At 65.3% G+C, this 20,356-nt stretch carries 16 protein-coding genes; 2 read left to right on the top strand and 14 right to left on the bottom strand.

What is annotated here, in order from left to right; all coding sequences use genetic code 11:
- Positions 1-107: 107 nt before the first annotated feature.
- From LB535_RS05740 to LB535_RS05690, 11 genes are all read right to left on the bottom strand, one after another.
- Positions 108-845, bottom strand: a complete 738-nt coding sequence (locus tag LB535_RS05740; RefSeq protein WP_224631493.1) for a GntR family transcriptional regulator — start codon at positions 843-845, stop codon at positions 108-110.
- 261 nt (positions 846-1,106) lie between these two features.
- On the bottom strand, positions 1,107-1,784 hold the full coding sequence (gene rpe / locus LB535_RS05735) for a ribulose-phosphate 3-epimerase (protein ID WP_224631492.1): 678 nt from the start codon (positions 1,782-1,784) through the stop codon (positions 1,107-1,109).
- 288 nt (positions 1,785-2,072) lie between these two features.
- Complete coding sequence (locus tag LB535_RS05730; protein WP_224631491.1) at positions 2,073-5,912, bottom strand: DUF11 domain-containing protein; 3,840 nt, start codon at positions 5,910-5,912, stop codon at positions 2,073-2,075.
- Positions 5,913-5,923: 11 nt separating this feature from the next.
- A complete protein-coding gene (locus LB535_RS05725) occupies positions 5,924-7,885 on the bottom strand; it encodes a hypothetical protein (RefSeq protein ID WP_411969528.1) in 1,962 nt (653 codons plus the stop codon).
- Between the two features lie 364 nt (positions 7,886-8,249).
- The gene (locus LB535_RS05720) at positions 8,250-9,182 is read right to left on the bottom strand and encodes an alpha/beta hydrolase (RefSeq protein ID WP_224631489.1); all 933 of its coding nucleotides are present in this window, start codon (positions 9,180-9,182) and stop codon (positions 8,250-8,252) included.
- 216 nt (positions 9,183-9,398) lie between these two features.
- A complete protein-coding gene (locus tag LB535_RS05715; protein WP_224631488.1) occupies positions 9,399-10,181 on the bottom strand; it encodes a carnitinyl-CoA dehydratase in 783 nt (260 codons plus the stop codon).
- On the bottom strand, positions 10,174-12,252 hold the full coding sequence (locus tag LB535_RS05710; protein ID WP_224631487.1) for an acetate--CoA ligase family protein: 2,079 nt from the start codon (positions 12,250-12,252) through the stop codon (positions 10,174-10,176). Before LB535_RS05710 ends, LB535_RS05715 begins: the two co-directional genes overlap by 8 nt.
- A 64-nt stretch (positions 12,253-12,316) precedes the next feature.
- The gene (locus LB535_RS05705) at positions 12,317-13,480 is read right to left on the bottom strand and encodes an acyl-CoA dehydrogenase family protein (RefSeq protein WP_224631486.1); all 1,164 of its coding nucleotides are present in this window, start codon (positions 13,478-13,480) and stop codon (positions 12,317-12,319) included.
- A 4-nt stretch (positions 13,481-13,484) separates the two neighbouring features.
- A complete protein-coding gene (locus LB535_RS05700; protein ID WP_224610147.1) occupies positions 13,485-14,606 on the bottom strand; it encodes a carnitine 3-dehydrogenase in 1,122 nt (373 codons plus the stop codon).
- A 5-nt stretch (positions 14,607-14,611) separates the two neighbouring features.
- Positions 14,612-15,238 (bottom strand): HD domain-containing protein, encoded by a 627-nt coding sequence (locus LB535_RS05695; RefSeq protein WP_224631485.1) that lies wholly within the window; start codon positions 15,236-15,238, stop codon positions 14,612-14,614.
- 14 nt (positions 15,239-15,252) lie between these two features.
- Entirely contained in the window at positions 15,253-16,176 is a 924-nt protein-coding gene (locus LB535_RS05690; RefSeq protein WP_224631484.1) for a 3-keto-5-aminohexanoate cleavage protein, read from the bottom strand.
- 131 nt (positions 16,177-16,307) lie between these two features.
- Between LB535_RS05690 and LB535_RS05685 the strand changes: the two genes are divergently transcribed.
- Entirely contained in the window at positions 16,308-17,288 is a 981-nt protein-coding gene (locus LB535_RS05685; RefSeq protein ID WP_224629722.1) for a GlxA family transcriptional regulator, read from the top strand.
- Here LB535_RS05685 and LB535_RS05680 read toward each other — a convergent pair.
- From LB535_RS05680 to xylA, 3 genes are all read right to left on the bottom strand, one after another.
- Positions 17,269-18,030 (bottom strand): TIGR01458 family HAD-type hydrolase, encoded by a 762-nt coding sequence (locus LB535_RS05680; RefSeq protein ID WP_318012269.1) that lies wholly within the window; start codon positions 18,028-18,030, stop codon positions 17,269-17,271. The two genes, LB535_RS05685 and LB535_RS05680, sit on opposite strands and share 20 nt — an antisense overlap.
- Positions 18,031-18,090: 60 nt before the next feature.
- Entirely contained in the window at positions 18,091-18,294 is a 204-nt protein-coding gene (locus LB535_RS05675) for a hypothetical protein (protein ID WP_095768166.1), read from the bottom strand.
- 170 nt (positions 18,295-18,464) lie between these two features.
- Positions 18,465-19,790, bottom strand: coding sequence for a xylose isomerase (gene xylA / locus LB535_RS05670; protein ID WP_224631482.1), 1,326 nt, complete (start codon positions 19,788-19,790; stop codon positions 18,465-18,467).
- Between the two features lie 110 nt (positions 19,791-19,900).
- Here xylA and LB535_RS05665 point away from each other — a divergent pair, with 110 nt between their 5' ends.
- Positions 19,901-20,263, top strand: coding sequence for a nuclear transport factor 2 family protein (locus LB535_RS05665; protein ID WP_224631481.1), 363 nt, complete (start codon positions 19,901-19,903; stop codon positions 20,261-20,263).
- Positions 20,264-20,356 lie beyond the last annotated feature (93 nt).

The following is a 20,356-nucleotide window of genomic DNA, read 5'->3' as shown; positions in this document are numbered from 1 at the left end:
AAATGTCCTCAAGGCGGACGAAGGCCGAATGGCGCATGCCTTGCGCTCGCCTGAGCGAATACCAGATTTGGCGCCCGGAGCAAAAACTGCGTTGATTTTTCGATCCGCTATTTACGGCCGCGTTGGGACTTGCCGGCCTTCGGATCATAACCCTGGGCGAGGCGTTCCATGCACATCGCCGCGGTGAGGCGGTAGTGATTGAGAAGCGCCTCGACCGCGCCGTCGGCGTCGCCGTCCAGCGTGCGTTCGGCGATGATGCGGTGCTCGCCGAGATCGTCGCGCCCCGTGCCTGGCGCGTTTTGCGCGATCAGGCGGTAGCGCGAGGCCTGGTCGGAAAGCTGGTCGCAAAAGCCGATCAGCCAGTGCGACCTGCAGGCCGCGATCAGGGCGCGATGAAAGGCGCGGTGCAGCTTTTCCCATTCCGGATTGTTGGTTGCCGGGTCATCCGGCAGGCGGCGCTCGGCGCGCGCCAGGCGGTGCAGGGCAAGCACCAGTTGCTCTTCCCATTCTGCGGTTCGGTGCGCAATGGATTCGCGCAGCGCCCGCTCCTCCAGCCAGCAGCGCGTACGCGTCAGCTCCTCCAGTTCCGCGGCGCTGACCGGCATCAGGAAGAAGCCGCGTTGGTCGTGACGGCCGAGCAGGCCCTCGGCAGCCAGGCGGTTGAGCGCCTCGCGCACCGGCGAGGCGCCGGCGCCATAGCGGGAAACGACCCACTCGACACGCAGTTTCGTCTCGGACTCCAGGGCTCCGCGCAGCAAGTCGTCGCGGAGTTGCTGGTAGACCGAACTGGCAAGCGTGCTTTTGGCGCCCTTGCTCTCGCCCGGCTCGGTGTTTCCGTTTGTCAATCGAACTCCTGTTGCTTTGCCCCTGGTTTGCCAGGGCCCCGCGGCGAAGCAATTCCCGTACATGTGTCATACAGCCGGACAATGAGGTGTCTCAAGCGGAAGATGACGATATTCGACTTTAAGACAAGCGGATCGTCTATTTATTGAACAAAGTAGAATCTCAGGGAAAAGTCGATGTTCCTGCGTCGCTTCATAGAATGAACAATCGTTCAATCCTTGTCACGGTTGTACAACTCCCGCGAGGCTCGCACCGTTATAGGTTTAACTGGCGGCCCTGTCGGCAGCCGTTCGAATTGCTTCGATATTTGCCCTATAGGCTTCGACGCTGCCGCCTTTGAAGACTGCGGCGCCCGCTACCAGCACATTGGCACCGGCCGCGGTCACTAGCGGCGCCGTTTCGGCCGAAACACCGCCGTCGATCTCGATACGGATCGGCCGACCGCCGATCAGCGCCTTCACCCGTTTCACCTTGTCGATGATCGCCGGGATGAAGGCCTGCCCGCCGAAGCCCGGATTGACGGTCATGATCAGGATGAGGTCCAGCCGGTCGAGCACATACTCGATCGCCGTTTCCGGCGTTGCCGGGTTGAGCGAGACGCCTGCCTTCTTGCCGAGGTTCTTGATGGTTTGGAGCGAGCGGTCGAGATGTGGCCCGGCCTCGGCGTGCACCGTCATGCCGTCGCAGCCCGCTTCGGCGAAGGCCGCCAGGTAAGGATCGGCCGGCGCAATCATCAGATGGCAGTCGAAGAAGGCCTTGGTGCGGTTGCGGATCGCCTTGATCACCGGCGGGCCGAAGGTGATGTTGGGCACGAAATGGCCGTCCATCACGTCGAGATGGATCCAGTCGGCCCCGGCCGCCGCAACGGCCTCGACCTCGTCGCCGAGTTTGGAGAAATCCGATGCCAGCACCGATGGCGCAATCAGGGTCTTCTTGCTCATGGCGCAAATTCTCCCGGCGGTCCTGTGCGCATGGTCGCGCCTGTCAGGGCGATTGCCTAGAGCAATTCCAGGAAAAGTGCGAGCGCTTTTCCGTCCGGAATTGCGTGAAAACAAAGAGATAGGGCGTTCACCGTTTTCGTGAAACGGTGAAACGCCCTCGACCATGATCCGGCCAAGGGGGAGCATGTTTTCGACGGGCGCACTGGCCGCCTGCCGTGGAGCTTTCTTCGATGTGGAAGAGAAAACCCGCCGGATCGCTCCGGCGGGTCTCGATCTTCAGCCGCACGATTACGGCTTGAAGTTCTGGATGTTGGCGCCCGCCGGATCCTGCAGCATGCGGCGTGGCTGGCGCTGCGGCACCAGTTGCTGCAGCACATTCGGGTTGAGCAGGATGCCGGGGTTGATCTCGATGTCCGGCTGCCTGCGGATCGGGTAGCAATCCGGATACTGTCCGGCCGTTCCGGCCGGGCAGCGCCGCCGAGTGAAAACCGGCTGGCACTGTCCGTCGATGAACTCCGCACCCGGTGCGCATTCCACCGACGCCTTGCGGCAGGCGCCGTTGCGGATTTCGGTCCCGCGCGGGCAGACGCAGTCACCCCGCTTGTTGTGGACCTGGCCGCGGATGGCGCACTGCTCCTGGCTCGGCCTCGGTCGCTGGCAGGCCTTGCCCCGCACCACCAGGCCGTCCGGGCAGGCGCAGTTGCCATTGGCGTCGCGCACCTGGCCGCGGACCGGGCACTGCTTCGACACGATCGGCCGGCAGGCGCCGCCGCGCACCTCCATGCCACTCGGGCAGACGCAATCGCCATCGGCGTTGCGGGACTGGCCGCGGATACGGCACTGGGCGGGCGGCTCCCTGTCAGGCACGCAGGCCTTGGCGGCACGGTCGAGATGCGTGCCTTTCGGGCAGACGCAGCCGTCCGTCGTCAGCACTGCACCACGGATCGAGCATTTCGGCGGGACGACCTGGCACACGCCGTTCACCAGCTCGCCGCGGCGGCAGACGCAGTTGCCGTTCTGGTCGCGGTACTGGCCGGGACGCAGCTTGCATTGCGGCTCCTGCGGCTCTTCGCCCTGGACGCACTTGCCGTTTTCCAATTCGGTGCCGCGCGGGCAGACGCAGCGTCCGTCCTCGGTGCGGATCTGGCCTTGGAGCAGGACGCAACGCTGCGGCACCGGCAGAAGCTTGCTGCCACCGGACGAGCATTGGCCATCACGGAAGGTGGTGCCTTCCGGACAGACACAACGGCCGGCCGAGTTCAGCACCATTCCATACAAGCACTGGTTCTTAACCTCTCGGCTGACGGTGAAGGGATGGCACGCATAGGCCTTGCCGCGATCGCCCTGCATGCCGCTCGGCGTGCGCGACAGCACGTCGCCGCCGCTTTGCACCGGCGTATTCGGCGAGAGCACGCCGACGCAATTCTGTCCGCTGACCGTGCCCTTTAGATCGGCAAGCCGCCTGTCGTCGGGAAGCGTCACCGTGACATGGTGCTTGTGGCTTTCGCCGGCGCCGAGCGCCAGGTTCGCGATGCAGGACGCCGGCAGCGTCGCCGGCTCCGGCGAGCAGCCGAACGGCGGCTCGATCGAGGTGATCCGGACGCCTTCCAACCTGCCGATGCCGTCGATGCCGATCGCATCGCCGATGCGGACCGGGCCGGAGAAGGGGGTAGGCCCATCGTTCGTGATGGTGATCTCGAACGAGCATGGTTCTCCCGGCCGGCACTCGGCATCGCCGGTCTTCTCGACGTGGATGATCGAGCCGCCGCCGCCCTTCGCGCAGGCCTGGCCGACCGGGTAGACGATGTCGTCACCCGGCGCCGGCCCGTAGGAGCCGCGTGCGCAATTCTCGAACGCGCCGTTGCCGCTCACCGTCACGTCGAAGTGCCGGCTGGTGCCGGGCGTCATCGCGGCGCCGGGAATCTGGCATGACAGCGTGTTGGCAGGCACCGGTCCGCAAGCCCAGTCCGCACCGTCGGGGGTGACGCTCTGGATTTGCACAGGCGCTCCGCCTGACACCAGCGTGGCGGCATCGTTGACCCGCACCGGGCCGGTGGGGGCGGCGGTGCCGGCATTCACGACGGTGATGCGGCAGGAAACAACCGCAGCGCCGGCAAGCGAGCCATCGCAGGTCTTGGCGATGCGCAGTCCGGCCTGGCCGCCATTCGGGTGGCGGATGCGCTCGGTGGCGCAAGCCTTGTTGTTGGCGAGGTCGACCTCGCCGGCAATGCCCTTCACCTCGGCGCAGTTCTCCACCGTGTCCGGCCGGTAGTTCGCCGGCATCACCGCTCTGACGACGATCGGCGTCGAGGCGCCCGGAGGCAGCGAGATGCCGGCATTGTCGCAGCGGAACTGTCCGGGGCCGTTCGGTCCGCAGGCCCATGGCGGGCTCGGCCCGAAGGTCGACGAGGTCGGCGCGCCGCCGGGGTAGGTGTCGATCACGGTCAGCGGCCCGTTATAGGTGCCGGTGCCGTTGTTGATGATGTCGATCACGAAAGTGCAGGCGCCGTCCGGCGTGCAGACCGGGGTACGGGCGCGCTTCTTCAGGATCAGGTCGACCTTCTTCTCGACCGGCGGATTGCACTGCGGATCGCGATCGCCGCGGCGGCAGATCGGGATCGAGGCACAGCCGCGGTCGTTCTGCTGGCTGCCGAACAGCGGCTTGCCGCTGGCCTGGTAGTCATAGGCGGCGCAGTTGCGCAGCACGCCGCCTTGCCAGCCGCCCGCCGGCTTGAAGCCGAGCTTGAGGTTGACGGAGGCGCCGGGGTTGAGCGTAGTCGCCGGATAGGTGCAGGTCATCGGCGTCGTGCCGGGCGCGCAGACCCAGGGCGCGTTCGGCCCGGAGGTCAGCACTGAGCCTGCCGGCAGCGTCACCTCGTCGAGCACGATCTTGCCGTTATAGGGCGCGTCGCCGACATTGGTGACGGTGATGGTGAAGTCGCAGCCGCCGGCCATCGTGCAACGCGGCACGTCCGCATGTTTCTCGACCTTCAGGTCCGGCTCCTTGTCCTTGGGCGGGCATCTCAGGTCACGCGGGATGACGATGTCGATCACCTGCGTGCAGCAGAGCCCCCAGCCTTCCTTCGGGCCGGCATAGGTCTCGATGCCAGTGACGACGAGGTGGATGGTCTCGCCGGGCGAAGCGCCGATAATCTTCCAGTTCAGCACGCCGCCGCCGATCGGCACCTTCTGCATGTCGGGAACGATGCTGACGCCGGGCGTCGTCGTCGACACCTGCATCCATTTGTCGCCCATCTCCGGGCCGACCGGCATATGATAGATGAAGGCGCCGCCGCCGGGCACGCAATCGACCGTGCCACGCTCGACCTTGAAACATTCCTTGCCGGGAGGTGGCGGCGGCGGGTTGCACTTGATCAAGTCGATCTTGATCGAGGTCTTCACGCCGGTCAGGAAATCACCGTCGTCCGGTCTGTCCGGATCCTGCGAGTGGATCGTTGTTGCCGGACCGCCCCTGAAGGCCACCTCGATCTCACCCTGGTTGTCGACCGTCGTCGGCACGGGAAAGGTCGCATGATCTATCCTGGCGGTGATGCGGAAGGTGATGACGCGTTCGTTCGCAGCACCCGCGCCATCGAGGTTGGCAGCGCTGATGCGGAAGTTGGAAACGCTGGCCGTGTCGTTCGGGCTGTCCGACGTGCCGATTGAAGCAACGGGCAGCGCTCCGCCGGAGGCGCTGGTGCCGTCGCCGGTGACATCGACGCCGACAATCTGCAGGCCGTGCGGCAGCTGGTCCTTGAAATCGAGCCTTGTCGCTTTGAGCAGGGCGGCCACGCTTGGTCGGTCGAAGTCCTGCGGGTCGCCATGGATGCCGAAGCTCAGGACGTACTCGACCGTATCGCAGTTTTTCTGGCTGCCTTTCTTGGTGAAGAAGGGCACGATCCGCGCGAGTTCCGCATTGATGCCGCGTGACGCCGGATTGGCGGCCTGATTGGTCTTGGCCGGAACCTGGTCCTGGGCAAACGCCGGCAGAGCCGTCATGGCGACCCCGACACCGGCCGCCATCAGCCAGCGCGCGCCGCGCCTGGCATATGACAGGGGTTTCATGATCGTCTCCATGACGGGTTTCGGGTTGCTCGAAACGAAGCGGGAAAGGGCGAGATTGCTCATCTGTCCCTCCCTCAACGTTCGCAGCTGACGGCTGGCGTTCTGAGCGGCAGCGTCATCTTGCAACAAGGGTAGTAGCCACCCTTGTCCTGGTCGGACTTGCGGTAGAAGCAGAGCCCGACATTGACGGTGTCGCCCGGATCATGGCCGGTGATGTCGATCGTGTAGGGCTTGCCCGGAACATGCGACATGGGGGTTGATACCCCGACGCCGGGCGTCCTGGACTGCGCCTTGATCGAATCGCCGCCAAAGCCGGCATGGTCATGGAGAGTGAGTTCGGCCCGCAGACCGCGTGGCGTGCAGTAGTAATGCACGTCCTCGACATCCACGCAGGGCGGCAGGTTGCCGGGCGGCGGGAAGTCGGGCGGATAGAACGGAGGCAGGTAGCCGCCGCCGGGGATTTCCTCATAGTAGCCGGCGCGGCCCTCACAGGGGCGCCAGACCCTTACGTCGCCGATATGGCCTTGGACGTCCGGGTCTTCGAAATAGCCGTCGAAGTCGACGAACCACGAGCCGAAGGGCGGAACGTTCGCCGGCTTGACCAGCGCGCTTGGCGTCAGCTGGACGCCATGCACGGCAAGCGGCCCGCCGGCGGCGAGGCGCTCGGCAAGTTCGGGATTGTCGCGCAACTTGTCGCCGGTGTTGACGACGGTGTCGGTGCAAACGGAAGTGTCGAGATTGCCTTCGGCGTCATAGCGATATTGCAGGTCGACGCCGCCGGCCGACTGCCGGTTGCCCTGCGGAAAGCCGACGGCATATTCCTGCGGCACCTCGACCCAGGCCGATTCCGTTGCCGGATCGTCCGGATCCTCGCGCCAGTAGCGTATCAGTTCGCCTTTGCCGGAATCGGCGAAGTGGCTGTAATCGTAGCGGTTCTCGACCGGGCCGCGCTGGGCGAGATACATGAAGCCCTTATTGTCGAAGGCGATGTCGGTGACGGCATAGTCCTGGTCCGCCTTGACCGTCAGTTCCCAGCGCGGACCGCCGGCAAAGCCTCCGTCGCTCGCGATGCCGACCGACCAGATTTCGGCCTTCTCGCCGACGGAATAGTAGAGTCGGCCGCCATGATAGGCGACGGCCCAGACCCGGCGCGCATCCTGCGTGTAGCCCCAGGTCGCGGGGTCTTCGCTATCGAAAGCGGCAGCCTGGATGTCCATCACGGCGCCGTCGTCGGCGACCGGGGCGAGCCCATGCGCCGGGCGCCCGGCAACGCCATGGTCGAAGCTGTCGATCAGATTGCCCTCGATATCGATGCGGTGAATCAGCCCGGTATCGAGATCCGAAGCGAAGAACTGGCGATGGGTAGCATCGAAGGCGAGGTTGCCGATGCCCGGCCCGCTGTTGGTGTCGATGTCGGCGAATTTGGAGACGGCGCCCGTGATGCCGTCGATCTTCCAGATCGTGCCTGGTCCGCCGCCATTCTCGGTGCCGAACTGACCCTGCATGAAAGTGGCGCCCGCGGTGCCGCGGCGCTGCCGTTCCGGCCTGCCGTCATGGTCGGCGTCCGGCGTGACGATCTCGACGCCATGCAGCGAGGTCGCAGCCGCGTAGAGGTTGGGAACGCCTGAGGGCACGCCGTCGCGCACGCCATCGTCATAGGCGAGGCCGAACACCTCGCCGATCTGCCCGGCCGTCACCTCGAAGGGCGGCCGCGTGTTGACGAGTTGGCCGGAAGCGGGCCCGCCGAGATGCGAGACGTCGAAAATGCGCAAGGATGCGCGGGACGTATCGATGAAGGTCTCGTCGACCGGGTCGACGCCGGGGGGCAGACCCAGATCGAAATCGGGAATGGTGGTGCCGGGGAAGCCGGTGACCGCCATCGATCCGGGATAGATGATCTGCGTTTCCTGCGCCTTCGCAACGCCGAGCCACAAGCCGGCGGACAGCGCCAAAGCCAGAATTCCGCCGCTTGTTGCGATTGCGCGGCGCAAACGGCGGCCACGGGAACGCAGGAACGAGCCGCGAACGCCAGACATTGAACTCCCCCCGAAGCCGCTGGAAGGAACGTCCGCCTCTACCGCGCCAACCAGGGCAAGGCGCGGCGTTGCGGCACGTTCTTCCACGTTCGAATTGTCTGTTTTCCTCTTGGCGACGATACGCCTGCTCCTGTGCAGGGTCAACGGAATCAGCCGAAAGCCCAGCGCGTCGATCCCTTCCCGAAGGTGGTGATCGCGCCGGGTTTCCGTTGTTCCCGGAGACCGCGAAGTCTCTGGGTTTATGGTCATGGCGGCTTCCTTTCCGGGCCGCGCCATTGCGGCGCCTGGCCGTCAGTCGCTGGCCGGCGTGGAAAGGTTCATGGGAGGATAGCGGGGTGGAAAGTGTTTGCGGTCGCCAGGGGCGTTACCATATCCAGTCGCCCCGGCCGAGGGCCGACACCGCCTCGACAATGCGGGTGAAGCTCGTCCGTGCCCGGCCGACCATGTGGCGGCCTCTGAGATAGCCATGCACCAGGCCCGGCTCCTCGAACCAGGCGGCGCGCCCGCCGGCCGCGATGACGCGGTCGCGATAGGCTTCGCCGTCGGACGACAGCGGGTCGCACTCGGCGGTGATCAGCACCGTCGGCGGCAAATAGGCGAAATCAGCGTCGGCCAGCGGATAGAGCGTGATGTCGCCGGTCTGGTCGATGCCGCCGGTGCGGATATGCTTGTAGAAGTCGAGATCACGCGCGGTCAGCATCGGGGCCTCGGCATGGGTGACGTAGGAGCCGCGCGAATGGTCGCCGCCGAGCCCGGGATAGATCAGCATCTGGCCGGCCGGCTTCTTTTCATGGCCGCGCGTCGCATGCCCTACCGCCGCGCAGAGATTGCCGCCGGCGCTGTCGCCGCAAAGCACGACAGGGCAGTCATAGGTCTTGGCGGCCCATTCGAACGCGTCCATGGCGTCGTCGAAGGCGGCCGGATGCAGATGCTCCGGCGCCAGCCGATAATCGACCGAGACCACCTCGTAGCCGGTGCGGGCGCAAAGCTCGGCGCAGACATCGTCATGGCTCTCCAGCCCGCCCAGGATAAAGCCGCCGCCATGAAGGTAGAGCACCATCGCAGCGTCGTTCGGCTCCGCGTTGCGATAGATGCGGATCGGGATGCCGTCGGCGATGCCTGTCGTCAAGGCGGTCACGCCCTGCGGATAGCCGGCAAAGAACTCCCGGCACATCCGGTCATAGATCGCGCGCTGCTCTTCGATCGTGTAGTCGATCGTGTCCGGCGGATAGTAGGAGTTGGTCTTCTCGATGAAGGCCCAGGTTTCTGCGTCGACGAGGGTTTTGTAGTCAGTCATGGGTGCGGAACAGGTAGCCAAGGCCGAGCCCAGGCCCCCCTCTCTGTCCTGCCGGACATCTCCCCCTCAAGGGGGGAGATTGGCAGTTTCGTCGACGGCACTTCTTTCCCAACGTCGGCGATTGGCGAAAGCGGGCGTGACATCTGATCTCCCCCCTTGAGGGGGAGATGCCCGGCAGGGCAGAGAGGGGGGCCTCGCTCCGTCATCTCCGCAGAATCACTTGCCCTTCCAAACCGGCTCGCGCTTCTCCGCGAAAGCCCGGAACCCTTCCATATTGTCTTCCGACCCGTAGAGCTTATCGACCGTCGGCAGCTGCCGGCGCGTCACCTTGTTCATCGCGTCCTGGAAGGTCAGCGCCTCGGCCACCCGCGCCGTCTCCTTGATTGCGGCGAAGACCAGTGGTGGGCCGCTGGCGAGCAATCTTGCGATCTCCCAGACGCGCTCCTCGAGCTTGTCCTTGGGCAGCACCTCGTTGACCAGGCCCCAGCGATGCGCCTCGGCGACATCCATCCAGCGGCCGGTGAACAGAAGGTCCATGGCGATGTGATAGGGGATGCGCTTCGGCAGCTTGATGGTCGCAGCGTCGGCCAGCGTGCCGGCGCGGATCTCCGGCAGCGCGAAGGAGGAATGATCCGAGGCGTAGATGAGGTCGCAGGACAGCGCCAGCTCGAAGCCGCCGCCCACCGCCATGCCGTTGACGCAGGCGATCACCGGCTTGTTGAGGTCGCGCAGCTCCTGCAACCCGGCAAAGCCGCCGACGCCGTAATCGCCGTCGACCGCATCGCCGGCGGCGGCCGCCTTCAGGTCCCAGCCGGCGCTGAAGAACTTGTCGCCCGCCGTCTTGACGATGGCGACGCGCAGGTCCGGATCGTCGCGGAACGCCTTGAAGGTCTCGCCCATAAGCCGCGACGTCTTGAGGTCGATGGCGTTGGCCTTCGGCCGGTCGAGCGTGACCTCGAGGACAGCGCCTTCGCGGCGGGTGGTGATGATTTCAGCCATTCTTCTTCTCTCCAAGCACCAGCAGGGCATCCGCGATCCAGGCGCCCTTGCCTTCGGCGCACACGATCAGCGGGTTGATGTCGAGTTCCTCGATCTCGCCCTCGTTCTTCTGCACGAAGTCGGCAATGCCGGCGATGGCGTCGATGGCGGCCGCGACATCGGCTCTGGGCCGGCCGCGATAGCCTTCGAGCAGAGGATAGAGCTTCAATCCACGCAATGCCGCCTCGATATCGTCGCGCGTCGCCGGAAGCATCAAGGTCACGCTGTCGCGCAACAGCTCGACCAGCACGCCGCCGGTGCCGAGCGTCATCACCACGCCGAACATCGGGTCGCGGGTGAAGCCGACGATCAGCTCGGCGACGCCGTCGCGCACCATGCGCTCGGCATAGAGTCCCGTGCCGAGCGGCAAAAGGTCATGCGCGGCGGCGCTGACGGATTCGGCGTCCTTGAGGTTTAGCCGCACCGCGCCCACTTCCGATTTGTGCGTGACGCCGAGAGCCTTCAGAGCCACCGGGAAACCCAAGCTCATCGAGGAAATCACCGCCTCGACCGCGTTGGAGGCGCGCTCGCCCTTCGGCACCGGCAGGCCGGCGTTGATCAGTCTCTCCTTGGCTTCGGCCTCGTCCGGCGTCACGCGTTTGGCTTCCGACGTGCCCGCCGCCGTGGTGTCGACCGGCTGCGCCTGCGGCTCGCGCCATGCCCAGCCGATGAAGGCGGCGGCCTGGGCGGCGTCCATGGCCTCCGAGATGCCGAACAGCGGCACCATGCCGCGCGCCATCAGGCCGGCGGTGTATTCCTCCGGCAGGTTTTCCGGCAGCGAGGAGACGATCGCGCCTTGGGCCTTGTTGGTCTTCAGCGCCGCCTCGAAGGCTCGCAGCGTTGCCCACCAGTCGACGTCGGAACAGCGGTCCGGGCGCGGGAAGTCGAGCACCAGCATGTTGAGGTCGAAGCCGCCCGACACCATGGCGGTGAAAGTGGCCGTCATCGCCGGCTCGTTGTTCCAGATGAAGGTGTGGTAGTCGAGCGGATTGGCAACCGCGACCAGCGGTCCGAGCGTCGATTTGACATGCGCGCGGTGCTCGGCCGTCAGGGCCGGAAAATGCACCCAGCGCCCTTCGGCGCTGTCGGCCATCACGGAAGCCTCGCCGCCCGAGCAGCTCATCGACGAGAGCCTGTAGCCGGGCAATGGTCCGGTGATGTGCAGCAGCTTCAGCGCCTCGATGAAGGCGGGAATGGAATCGACGCGCGCGATGCCGAGACGCTTCAGGAAGGCGCCGGAGGCGGCGTCGGAGCCGGCCAGCGAGGCGGTGTGCGACACCGTCGCCTGCCTTGCCTGCTCCGAGCGGCCGACCTTCATGGCGATGATCGGCTTCTTCAATTCGCGCGCCCGTGCCGCCAGCTTCTCGAAGCCGGCGACCGAGTCGAAGGCCTCGATATGCAGGCCGAGCGAGGTGACGCGCTCGTCCTCGATCAGGCCCAATGCCATTTCCGAAAGGCCGGTCTGCGCTTGGTTGCCGGCGGTCATCAGGAAGGCGACCGGCAGGCCGCGCTTCTGCATCGTCATGTTGATGGCGATGTTGGACGACTGGGTGATGATAGCGACGCCCTTGCCGCCTTCGGCCAACCGGATGCCGCCGTGCTGGTCGGGCCAAAGCAACGCGCCGTCGGCATAGTTGATCAGGCCGTAGCAGTTCGGGCCGATGATCGGCATCTGGCCTGCGGCGGCGACGAGCTCGGCCTGCAGCCGCTCGCCGTCCTCGTCATAGGCCTCGGTCTCGAGGAAGCCGGCGGCGAAGCAGACGGCGCCGCCGGCGCCGCGTTCGGCCAGCGCCTTGATCACCTCGATGGTCAGATGCCGGTTGACGCCGACGAATGCGGCGTCCGGTGCTCCGGGCAGGTCGGCGACGGAGCGATAGGCCTTGCGGCCGGCGACCTCGTCCTTGGTCGGATGCACCGGCCAGATCTCACCGGCAAAGCCCATCTTGATCGACTGCGCCACGACGGCGGCGGCCTGCGCCCCGCCGAACACGGCGATCGATTTTGGGCGCAGGAGACGTTCGAGTTTATGCATGGCCATCTTTTCGTTTGAGCGCGATCTTGTCCAAGGCCGGATCCGGGCCTTGGCGCATCATGCTCTAAGCTCCGAACGGACGCAGCAGCGCCCGCGAAATAATATGTCGCTGAATCTCCGATGTGCCTTCCCAGATGCGCTCGACGCGGGCATCGCGCCAGATGCGCTCCAGCGGCAGGTCGTCCATCAGGCCCATGCCGCCATGGATCTGGATGGCTTCGTCGGCGACGAAGGCCAGCATCTCGGTGGCCTTCAGCTTGGCCATCGCCATGTCCTGGTCGGTGACGGTGCCCTGATCGTATTTCCAGCCGGCTTCGAACACCATCAGGTCCGCAGCCTTGAGCTCCGTCGCCATGTCGGCCAGCTTGAACGAAACGCCCTGGAACTTACCGATCTGCTGGCCGAATTGCTGGCGCTGCGCGGCATATTCTATGGCGTGCGAGAGCGCGCGCTCGGCGCGGCCGAGGCAGGTGGCGCCGACCTGGAGACGCGTGGCGCCAAGCCACGAATTCGCGACGTCGAAGCCCTTGTGCACTTCGCCGAGCACCTGGGAAGCCGGCAGCCGGCAATCGTCGAATTCGAGGATCGAATTGGTGTAGCCCCGATGCGAGACATTGCGATAGCCGTCGCGCACCGTGAAGCCCTTGGTGCCCTTGTCGACGAAGAAGGCGGTGATCTTCTTGCGCTTGCCACGCGGCGAATCCTCTTCGCCCGAAGCCATGAACACGATGGCGAAGTCGGCGATGTCGGCATGCGAGATAAAGTGCTTGGTGCCGTTGAGCACCCAGTCCGAGCCGTCCTGCACCGCGGTCGCCTTCATGCCGCGCAGGTCGGAGCCGGCGCCGGGCTCCGTCATCGCCAGGCAGTCCGACTTCTCGCCGCGGATGCAGGGAAAGAGGTATTTCTCGCGCTGCTCCGGCGTGCCGGCGAGCAGGATGTTGGAGGGACGCGCCACGCAGGTCCAGTGCAGCGCGTAATTGGCGCGGCCAAGCTCCTTCTCGTAGAGCAGCCAGCTTACCGTGTCCAAGCCGGCGCCACCGACATCGGCCGGCATGTTGGCGGCATAAAGCCCGGCCTCGATCGCCTTGGCCTTCAATTCGCCGATCAGCTCGCGGCGCAGCACGCCGGTGCGCTCCACCTCGCGCTCATGCGGGTAGAGCTCGTTCTCGACGAAAGCGCGCGTCGTCTCGACGATGAGCTTCTGTTCTTCCGAAAGACCGAAATGCATCGCCTCAGCCCTTCTTCTTGCTCTTCTTCGCCTTATCGCCCTTGGCGGGCTTCTCAGCCTTTGCCGGCTTGGCTGCCTTCTTCGCCGGCTTGGGCTTTTCGGCAGTTTTGGCTGGAGTCTTCTTGGCGGCCAGCTTGGCGAGCTGCCTGGTATAGTCCTTATGCAGCGCGCCGGCACCCCAGCCCTTGCCCTTGTTCTGCTTCGACAGCGCCTCCATGATTGCGACCAGATTGTCGTCGCGGATCCTCTCCAGCTCGCGGATCGACAGGCCATGCGCCTGCTCATCCGACTGCGTGGCGATCAGGTCGACCAGCTCGTCGTTGAACTCCGGCACGTCCATCAGCTTGGTCCACGGCCATTTCAGGCAGGGTCCGAACTGCGCCATGAAGTGGCGCATGCCGGCCTCGCCGCCGGCGACCCGGTAGACCTGGAACATGCCCATCTGCGCCCAGCGCAGGCCGAAGGAATAGCGCATGATGTCGTCGAGTTCCTCGACGGTGCAGATGCCGTCCTTGACCAGCCACAGCGCCTCGCGCCAGGCGGCCTCGAGCAGGCGGTCGCCGACGAAGGCCTCGATCTCCTTGCGCACCACCACCGGCTTCATGCCGATGGAGGCGTAGAGCTCCTTGGCCACCTCGATCGCCTCGGGGAAGGTCTGCTCGCCGCCGACGATCTCGACCAGCGGCAAGAGATAAACCGGGTTGAACGGATGGCCGACGACCAGCCGCTCCGGATGCTTCTTCATCGCCACCTGCATGTCGGTCGGCTTGATGCCGGAGGTCGAGGAGCCGACAATGGCGTTGGCGGGCGCATGCTGGTCGATCTCGGCCAGCACCTTGTGCTTGAGGTCGAGCCGCTCCGGCACGCTTTCCTGGATGAAGTCGGCGTCGGCAACCGCCTCGGCGATGGTCTTGGCGAAGGTGAGCTTGCCTTCCTTGGGCAGGCCGCCGGGCAGCATCTGCTTGTAGGCGCGGCGCGCGCCTTTCATCACTTCGCCCACCTTGCGCGACGCTTCCGGATCGGGATCGAAGATCGACACGTCGATGCCGTTCAGCAGCAGCCGCGCCACCCAGCCGGCGCCGATGACACCGCCGCCGATCGCGGCCGCCTTGTTGATGATGCTCATGCTTGTCAGGCTCCGGTTCTCGTCTTGGCTGTTTCGGGATCTGTGAGGGCCACGCGCTCGCCGGCGCGGATCACCGCCGGATCGTAAGCCTTGCGGGCGAAGACCTCGAGCACGAAGGGCCGGAAGAACTCGACCGGCAGCGTCTCGTAATCGGGATCGAAGCTCGACTGGTCCCAGCGCTCGCAGAACTGGTCGCAGTCATCGAAATAGAGGTGGCCGGCGAAGCGGTCCCGGGCATGCCGGTTGCCGCCCAGGTGATGCGCGTAATAGAGGCGCTGGAAGTCGCCGTGCTTTTCCACCACCCAGGTGCATTGCTCGCGCACGAAGGGTTTCAGGATCGCAGCCGCATATTCGTCGTGGTTGTAGGGCGCGTAGATGTCGCCGATGTCGTGCAGCAGCGCGCAGACGATCCAGTCGGTGTCGGCGCCGTCGCGCCAGGCGCGCGTCGCCGCCTGCAGCGAATGGCCGAGCCGGGTGATCTTGTAGCCCGACAGACCCTCATCGAGCTGCACGAGCGCGTCGAGCAGCCGGTCGCCGGTCTTGGCGGCGTAGTCGATCTCATGGGCGGTCAGGAATTCGTAGTCTTCCCTGTCGCCGTCCTTCATCGCGGTGAACTTGGCGGTATCAGCCATGGCCAGCGCCCGCCTTACGCCACGGCCGCGATCGGTGCCCGCTTGGTCAGGTTGAGCTTCTTGCGCACTTCATCAGGCCCCAGGATACGCGCGCCGAGATTGGTGACGATGCTGGCCGCGCGCTCGACCAGCTGCGCATTGGTGGCCAGCACACCCTTGTCGAGCCACAGATTGTCTTCCAGGCCGACGCGGACATTGCCGCCGGCAAGCACGGCCGCCGCCGCATAGGCCATCTGGTTGCGGCCGATCGAGAAGGCCGACCAGTTCCAGGTCGAGGGCACGTTGTTGACCATCGCCATGAAAGTGTTGAGGTCGTCCGGCGCGCCCCATGGCACGCCCATGCAGAGCTGCACCAGCGCATCCGGGTTGAGCACCTTCTCCTCGACCAACTGCTTGGCGAACCACAGATGTCCGGTGTCGAAGGCCTCGATCTCCGGCTTCACGCCCAGCGCCGTCATCATGCCGCCCATGGCGCGCAGCATGCCCGGCGTGTTGGTCATCACATAATCGGCCTCGGCGAAGTTCATCGTGCCGCAATCCAGCGTGCAGATCTCCGGCAGGCACTGGCGCACATGTTCCATGCGGTTGGTGGCGCCGCCCATGTCGGTGCCTTTCTCGTTGAGCGGCAGCGGCGCTTCCGGCGAGCCGAACACCATGTCGCCGCCCATGCCGGCAGTGAGGTTCAGCACCACGTCGACGTTCGCTTCGCGGATGCGCTCGGTCACCTCGCGGTAGAGATGCACGTCGCGCCTCGGCTTGCCGGTCTCGGGGTCGCGCACATGGCAATGGACGATCGCCGCACCCGCCTTGGCGGCGTCGATCGCCGAATCGGCGATCTGTTTGGGCGAACGCGGCACATGCGGGCTGCGGTCCTGCGTGCCGCCGGAGCCGGTCACGGCACAGGTAATGAAGACCTCGCGGTTCATCGCAAGCGGCATCTTGATCCTCCCAGATTCGATCGGCCATGCATGCCTCCCAGAAGCGGGAGCCGATAGCGGCACGGCATGCACGGCAATTCAGCAAGAATGCCCGACTTGCCGGAAACTGTTTTGCGTTTTACGAAGCTCTCATGATCAAAAGCGAAAAGCCGACCATCTTTCGGTCCGAGCGCGAGAGGCTCAAGGTTACGCTCCTCGTGTTCTCGGGGTCCTCGATCATGTGCGTGGCTTCGGCGGTCGACCCGCTGCGCGCAGCAAACCGCATCTCAGGCGAGACGCTGTTCGATTTCAAACTGGTCTCGGTCACCGGCGAGGCGCCGGTGACGACATGCGGCCTCCCCGTGGCCGTCAGCGGCCGCTTCGACGCGGCCGAGGCCACCGACATGCTGGTTGTCGTCGCCGGCTTCGGCACGCAGAACTACGCCACCTCGGCATTGCTCGCGGGCCTGCGCAGGGCAGCGCGCGCTGCCCGCGCCTGCGGCGGCGTCGAGGCCGGCACCTGGCTGGTGGCGCGCGCCGGCCTGCTCGAGGGCCGCAGCGCCACCACGCATTGGGAAGACATGGAGGATTTCTCGACCGCCTTTCCGGGCGTGGATGTGCGGCCGGACCGCTATGTCATCGACGGGCCGGTCTTCACCTCCGGCGGCGCCTCGCCGACCTTCGACCTGATGCTGCATCTCATTCGCACCCGGCTCGGCATGGCCGCCGCGCTCGATGTGGCGAGCGTCTTCATTTACGACCAGGCGCGCGCCGCGACCGACGCGCAGCCGCTGGTCTCGCTCGGCCGGCTCGACGGCTACGATCCTAGGCTTGCCCAGGCGATCCGGCTGATGGAAGCGCATGTCGACCAGCCGCTCACCATCGACGCCGTGGCAAAACGCGCCGGCGTCACGGCAAGAACGCTGGAAAGCATTTTTCGCAAGTCGATCGGCGAGACGCCCGGCGCCTATTATCTGAGGCTGCGCCTCAGCGCCGCCCGGCGGCTCGTGGTGGATACGCGCATCGCCATGGCCGACATTGCCGGGCGGACCGGCTTTTCCTCCGCCGCAGCATTTTCCAGGGCATTTTCAAGAGCTTTCGGCGAGGCGCCGGTCAGGCTGCGGCGCGATTGAGAATCCAGTCTGTTGCGGCGGCGAGGTCATCGACCACTGCCGTCGGAGCCGGATCGTATCGCGTCTCGTCCTTGGGTCGGTACTTGCCCGTCCGTACGAGCAGCGCCGCGCCAAGACCGGCGCTGAGCGCGCCGGCGACATCGCTCTCCGCGTCGTCGCCGACCATGACCGCATCGGCCGCAGGGCAGTTCAAATCGGCGAGCGCCGAAAGGAAGAAATCCGCCGACGGCTTGCCGAGCACGACAGGGCTTCGGCCACTGGCGAATTCGAGGGCCGCAACGAAGGCGCCGGCGTCAAGGCTGACCTGGCCGTCCGCATCCTTGAAGATGCGGTTGGTGGCCAAGGCCACAAAATCGGCGCCGGCGGATAACGCGCGGAAAGCACGGTTGAGGCTGGCGTAGCCGAATGCCTCGCCCGCATCGCCCACGACGACCGCCTTGCCGCTTGCTCCCTCCAGGCCCGAAAACTCTGCTTCGAGATCGGGATGGACGAGCAGATGCGGCTCGCGGCCATGCCTGCGCAACCACTCGATCGCAGCCTGCGCCGGCGTCAGCAATTCTTCATCCGCAACTTCGATGCCCATGGCGGCAAGTTGCGCGACGATCTTGCTGCGCGGCGAGCGTGTCGTGTTGCTGACAAAGCGGAGCGGCAGGCCGGCCTTGCGTAAATGCCCGACCGCGGTCACGGTTCCTGCGATCGGGGTATCGCCATCATAGACGACACCCACAAGGTCAAGCAGCACCGCGCGTATCATCGGTGCAGGATGGAGAAGCCACCTCTTTTCGTCAAATCACGGGAATTGTCAGGCGGCGTCGCGGCCTTCGCCGACGATGCGCGTACGCATGCTCTTGGCCAGCGCCGTTTCCAACCGCGCGGCGACCGCGCGGTCCCATTCATTTGTCTTGCGGCCGCCGTCTTTTGAATGCGGCAAGGCCATCAGCCGGTCGATGATCGATCCGGTTTCACCGGACGAAAGCAGGGCGTCGATCTCGCGTTCGTGCTGCATATCGGTTCGCCTCCTTCTTCTTCACCCGCCACAGGAGCCACGTTTATACGAGTTCCGTGACGGCTGTTTGAAGGCAAGAGCGGGGCGATTGAGGGGCGGCTCGGGGCAAAACCTTGTCGTGAAGTTCTGCCCCGCGCGAATGCTATACGCTCGGCATTCCGCCTGAGCGATCAGACGTAGCGGTTGACGATGTTCTCCAGCAGTTCCTGCCGGCCGGAGCGCGGCTGCGGCTCGATCTTCTCCTTCAAGACGCGCTCGGCGATCTCCTCCAGCGTGCGCTCGCCCGAAAGCATCGCCTTGCCTTCGGCGGTGTTCCAGCCGGCATAGCGCTCGGCGAGCGGGCCGGACAGCGCCTTGTCCTCGATCATCTTTGCCGCCGCCTTGAGGCCGCGTGCGCAGGCATCCATGCCGCCGATATGGCCGATCAGGAGGTCGTCCGGGTCGAGCGACTGGCGCCTGAGCTTGGCGTCGAAATTGGTGCCGCCGGTCTTGAAGCCGCCGCCTTGCAGCACCTGATAATAGGCCAGCGCCATTTCCGGCACGTTGTTGGGGAACTGGTCGGTGTCCCAGCCCGACTGGTAGTCGTTGCGGTTCATGTCGATCGAACCGAAGACTCCAAGGGCATTCGCCAAAGCCAGCTCATGCTCGAAGGAATGGCCGGCCAGGATCGCGTGGCCCTGCTCGATGTTGAGCTTTACTTCCTTCTCCAGCCCGAAGCGCTTGAGGAAGCCGTAGACGGTGGCGACGTCGTAGTCGTACTGGTGCTTTGTCGGCTCCTGCGGCTTCGGCTCGATCAGGATCGTGCCCGTGAAGCCGATCTTGTGCTTGTAGTCGACGACGAGGTTGAGGAAGCGGCCGGCCTGCTCCTGCTCGCGGGCAAGGTCGGTGTTGAGCAAGGTCTCATAGCCCTCGCGGCCGCCCCACAACACATAGTTCTCGCCCTTGAGCTTCTTGGTAACGTCGATGCAGCTCTTCACCGTCGCCGCCGCATAGGCGAACACATCCGGATCGGGATTGGTGGCCGCGCCGGACATGAAGCGGCGATGCGAGAAGAGGTTCGCCGTGCCCCAGAGCAGCTTGACGCCGGTCTGTTTCATCTTGTCGGCGAAATAGTCGGTGATCTCGTCGAGGCGCGCGGCACTCTCCGAAAAATCCTTGCCTTCCGGGCGCACGTCTGCGTCGTGGAAGCAGAAATAGGGCGCGCCAAGCAGCGAGAACATCTCGAAGGCGACGTCGGCCTTGAGCTTGGCCAGTTCCATCGTGTCGATGCCGCCCGGCTTGGCGAACCAAGGGCGGTCGAAGGTCTGGCCGCCGAACGGGTCGCCGCCCGGCCATGCGAAGGAATGCCAGTAGGCGACGGCGAAGCGCAGATGGTCTTCCAGCCGTTTGCCGGCCACCACCTCGTCGGGATTGTAGAACCGGTAGGCCAGCGGATTGGTCGAATCCGGCCCTTCATATTTGATTGTCTTGATGTCGCCGAAAAATCCGCTGCTCATGGTTTCCTTCCTCTCCGAGATGGTTCCCGATTACCTCAGGCGTAATTGGTTTCACTCTTTTGCCGGGCGAAAAGCGTCATATCGAAACGATCCAACGAAGGACCATGACAATGACCGACTTCAACACGATCGCCCGCAACTACATCGCCGCCTGGAACGAGAGCGATGCGCAGCACCGCAAGGCGCTGCTCGAAGCTGCCTTCACCAGCGACGTCAGCTATCGCGACCCGGTCATGCAAGGCGATGGCCATGACGGCATCGCCGCGCTGATCGACGGCGTGCAACAGCGCTTCGTCGGCTTCCGCTTCTCGCTGAAGGGTGAGCCGGACGGTTTCGCGGACAAGATCCGCTTCTCGTGGAACCTGGGACCCGAAGGCACGGAGTCCGTCATAGAAGGCACCGACATCGGCGTCATCGAGAACGGCCGCCTGAAGAGCGTCACCGGGTTTTTGGACAAGGTGCCGGCGCAGTGAGGCTAACTGGGGAGGTGGGATGCGAGGCCCCCCTCTCTGGCCTGCCGGCCATCTCCCCCTCAGGGGGGGAGATTGGCAGCTTCGAGGCCTCGC

Source organism: Mesorhizobium sp. CA10 (assembly GCF_020165285.1).
In the GTDB taxonomy this organism is placed as follows: domain Bacteria; phylum Pseudomonadota; class Alphaproteobacteria; order Rhizobiales; family Rhizobiaceae; genus Mesorhizobium.
The sequence above is the reverse complement of the archived record's forward strand: the minus strand, read 5'-3'. Positions and strand labels throughout refer to the sequence as shown.